This window comes from Stenotrophomonas sp. 2YAF22, from assembly GCF_052114665.1.
Classification (GTDB): domain Bacteria; phylum Pseudomonadota; class Gammaproteobacteria; order Xanthomonadales; family Xanthomonadaceae; genus Stenotrophomonas; species Stenotrophomonas indicatrix.
Window position 1 is genome coordinate 1 of the sequence record NZ_JBFRFE010000399.1, and the last position, 4,036, is coordinate 4,036.

The 4,036-nt window shown below is 66.5% G+C and carries 2 protein-coding genes; one reads left to right on the forward strand and one right to left on the reverse strand.

Going from position 1 to position 4,036, the window contains the following annotated elements; all coding sequences use genetic code 11:
• Positions 1 to 3,335: ATP-dependent RNA helicase HrpA (gene hrpA / locus AB4Y84_RS15265; protein WP_442250379.1), on the reverse strand; the 3,335-nt coding region annotated here is incomplete at its 3' end.
• Positions 3,336 to 3,421: 86 nt separating this feature from the next.
• Here hrpA and AB4Y84_RS15270 point away from each other — a divergent pair.
• On the forward strand, positions 3,422 to 3,970 hold the full coding sequence (locus AB4Y84_RS15270; protein ID WP_025879374.1) for a Dps family protein: 549 nt from the start codon (positions 3,422 to 3,424) through the stop codon (positions 3,968 to 3,970).
• Positions 3,971 to 4,036 lie beyond the last annotated feature (66 nt).

The following is a 4,036-nucleotide window of genomic DNA, read 5'->3' on the forward strand; positions in this document are numbered from 1 at the left end:
CTGTCACCCTCATCCTTCAGCGCGGGATAGGCCGGCACGCCGGCCTCGCCCGGTACCTGCAGCGGAATCGGCGAGGCCGGGAACGTGCGCAGGCCATCGGCCGCCATCTCGCGCCCGGCACGTGCGGCGAACGCATCGCCGGCACGGCCACCGAACTTCGCACGCAGCACATCGAGGTCGCGCGAGGTTGCCAGCACCTTGCCCTGCTCATCGCGCAGGCGCAGGTTCATGTGCAGGTGCGGCTCGATTGAACCGGGCTCGAAATCGATCGCGGCCACCGTTGCCCCGGTTGCCCGTGACAGGAAGCGCGCCAGCTCACCGGTGATCGCATCGGCACTGGGCTGCGGGAACGCTTCGTAGAACGCGCGCGCGAAATCCGGCGCCGGCACGTAGTTGCGCCGCATCGCCTTGGGCAGGCTGCGGATCAGCGCGGCCGCCTTGTCGGCAACGAAACCGGGCGCCAACCATCCCAACTGCACCGCATCCAATGCATTGAGCAGGTGCAGCGGGACGTCCAGTGTCACGCCGTCATCTTCGGCCCCGGGTTCGAAGCGGTAGTGCAGCGGCAACCGCGCCTGGCCCAACGCCAGGTACTTCGGGTAGCGCTCCTGCTCGCTGCCTTCGCCCGGCAGCAGATCCACCAGCGACCAGTGCAGGCCCTTGCGCTGTTCCGGCGGCAACGCCTTCCACCACGCATCCAGCCCTGACGCGGAGTGGATCTGCGGCGGCACCCGGTCCAGGTACCAGCGTGCCTGCCAGTCCTCGTCGGCAACGATGCCGGCACGGCGCAGCTTGGCTTCTTCCTCGCGTGCCTGCTCCAGCACCTTCTGGTTGTCGGCCACGAAGCTGGCGCGGGTGTTGATCTCACCGGTCACCAGTGCCTGGCGCACGAAGATGTCATGCGCCTCGCCGGCGTTGATGCGGCCGTAATGCACCGGCTTCTTCGGCGCCAGCACCAGCCCGAACAGGCTGATCTGCTCGGAGGCCAGCACCTGGCCCTGCGCACGCGACCAATGCGGGTCGAAGTGCTTGCGCAGCAGCAGGTGCGGCAGTTCGGCAATCACCCAGTCCGGCTCGATCGCCGCCAGGGTCATGCCCCAGACCTTCTGCGTATCCAGCAGGTTGGCTGCCAGCAGCCAGGGTGGCGGCCGCTTGGACAGCGTCGAACCAGGGAACGGCAGGAAACGGCGTTGGCGCGGCGCCTGGAAATCGCCCTTCTCGCTGCGATGGCCGATCTGCGTGGGCAGCCCCGCCACCAAGGCCCGATGCAGGGTCTGGTACGCCGTGGCGCGAACGCGTTCGCTGTAACCACCGCCGTCGGGCGCCTGGTCCTTCTGCGCACGGGCGGCGACCGGCGCGGGCGCCGTTTCGGCCTTGCCCTCGCGGGCCAGGCGCGCGGCACGGTGCAGCTGGCCACGGGTCGCCTTCACCGCAGCAGCATCATCGCGCGCCGGAGCCGGCGCACTGCTGCCGGCCAGCAGCGGTGCCATCGATGCCTCGTTGGCCTCTTCCTTCCAGCCCAGTTCCTCGCACAGCAGGCGCAGCTGCCGATGCAGCTCGCGCCATTCACGCATGCGCAGGAAGCCGAGGAAGTGGCGGCCGCACCAGTCGCGCAGCTTGGACTGGGTCAGATCCTCATGGGACTGGCGATAGGCGTCCCACAGGCGCAGTACACCGACGAACTCGGAGCGGCCATCGGCGAACTGCGCATGTGCGTTGTCGGCCGCGCCGCGCGCCTCGGGCGGTCGCTCGCGCGGATCCTGGATGCCCAGGAACGAGGCGATCACCAGCATCGGTCGCAGGCAGCCCGCGGCCTGCGCCGCCACCAGCATGCGCGCCAGTTTCACGTCCACCGGCAGGCGCGCCATCTGCTTGCCGATCGCGGTCAAGTGGCGCTCGCTGTCGATCGCCCCCAGCTCGGTCAGATGCTGCCAACCATCGGCGACGGCCCGCTCATCCGGCGCCTCAAGGAACGGGAAGTCCTCGATGCGGCCCAGGCCGAGCTGCAGCATGCGCAGGATCACCCCCGCGAGGCTGGAACGACGGATTTCCGGATCGGTGAACTCCGGCCGCGCCTGGAAATCGGCCTCGGCATACAGGCGATAGCAGATGCCCTCGGCCACGCGGCCACAGCGGCCCTTGCGCTGGTTGGCACTGGCCTGCGAGATCGGCTCGATGTGCAGCCGGTCCAGTTTGTTGCGCGGGCTGTAACGCTTGACGCGGGCGAAACCGGGGTCGACCACATAACGGATGCGCGGCACCGTCAACGAGGTCTCGGCAACGTTGGTGGCCAGCACGATGCGCCGGTTCGGGCCGGGATTGAACACGCGGTCCTGGTCCTGGTTGGACAGCCGCGCGTACAGCGGCAGCACTTCGGTATTGCGGTACTTGCGCCGCTCCAGCGACTGGTGCGCATCGCGGATCTCACGCTCGCCCGGCAGGAAGATCAGCACGTCGCCACGGGAATCCAGGCGGGTGATTTCGTCGATGGCCGCAACGATCGCATCGTTGACCGTGCGTTCGCCCTGGTCTTCGCCCTCGCCTTCCAGCGCGCGATAGCGCACCTCGACCGGATAGGTACGGCCTTCGACGCTGATCACTGGCGCATTGTCGAAATGCTGGGCGAAGCGCTCGGTGTCGATGGTCGCCGAAGTGACGATCAGCTTCAGGTCCGGGCGCTTGCGCAGCAGCTGTTTGAGATAGCCAAGCAGGAAGTCGATGTTGAGGCTGCGTTCGTGCGCTTCGTCGACGATGATCGTGTCGTAGTTCGACAGCCAGCGATCGCTGGCGATCTCGGCCAGCAGGATGCCGTCGGTCATGAACTTGATGCGGGTGTCTTCGCCGACCTTGTCGTTGAAGCGCACCTGGTAGCCCACCAGCTGGCCCAGCTCGCTCTGCAGTTCCTGCGCGACACGGCTGGCCACCGCACGTGCGGCGATCCGGCGCGGCTGTGTGCAGCCGATCATGCCGGCTTGGCCACGGCCGGCGGCCAGGCACAGTTTCGGTAGCTGGGTGGTCTTGCCCGAGCCGGTTTCACCGGCGATCACCACCACCTGATGGTCGCGGATCAACTGGGTGATGGTCTCGGCTTCACGCGCAATCGGCAGCTGTGGGTCCAGAGTAATGGCCGGCTGTTGTTGCGCCCGCGCCTGCCGGCGCTGCACCGAAACCTGCAAGGCCTGCTCGAAACTGGCGGCCAACGCCGCATCCTGTGGCTTGGCCTGGCAACGCGAGAGCATTCCCAGCAATCGTCCACGGTCGCGGCTCATGGCGCCGTCGATGGCGGCACGCTGTTGGCGCTGGCGGGACTGCGGCATTTTGTCGATAGCGTTCATCAATCGGTTCGTTTAAAACTTTGAATGCGACCAGTCATCACGACTGATTTATTGTGAAGGCCAACGATTCCACAAGGAGGAACCCCATGGCGAAGACCAAGAGCACGACCAAGCCCAAGACCGGCAAGCAGAAGCTTGCGGCTTCCGCGCCGTCGGCCCCCAACATCGATATCGGGATCACCCAGGGCGACCGCAAGAAGATCGCCGACGGTTTGGCGCGGTTCCAGGCCGATGCGTTCACGCTCTACCTGAAGACCCACAACTTCCACTGGAATGTCACCGGCTCGATGTTCAACTCGCTGCACACCATGTTCGAGACCCAGTACACCGAACAATGGGCGGCACTGGACGATGTGGCCGAGCGCATCCGCGCACTGGGCTTCAATGCCCCGGGCTCCTACCGGGAATTTGCTGCGCTGACCTCGATCGTCGAGGAGCCGGGCCTGACCGACAGTGCGGACTGGCGTGAAATGGTACGCCAGTTGGTGGTCGCCAACGAAGCGGTATGCCGTACGGCACGTGAAGTGCTGGATGTGGCCGACGACGCTGACGACGCCCCGACCGAGGATCTGATGACCCAGCGCCTGCAGACCCACGAGAAATACGCGTGGATGCTGCGCTCGCTGCTCCAGTAAAGGTTTTGGGTGGTTCGGCAGGGCTGCGCCCTGCACCTGCAGAGGCAACGGCAACGGCCGAAGCAA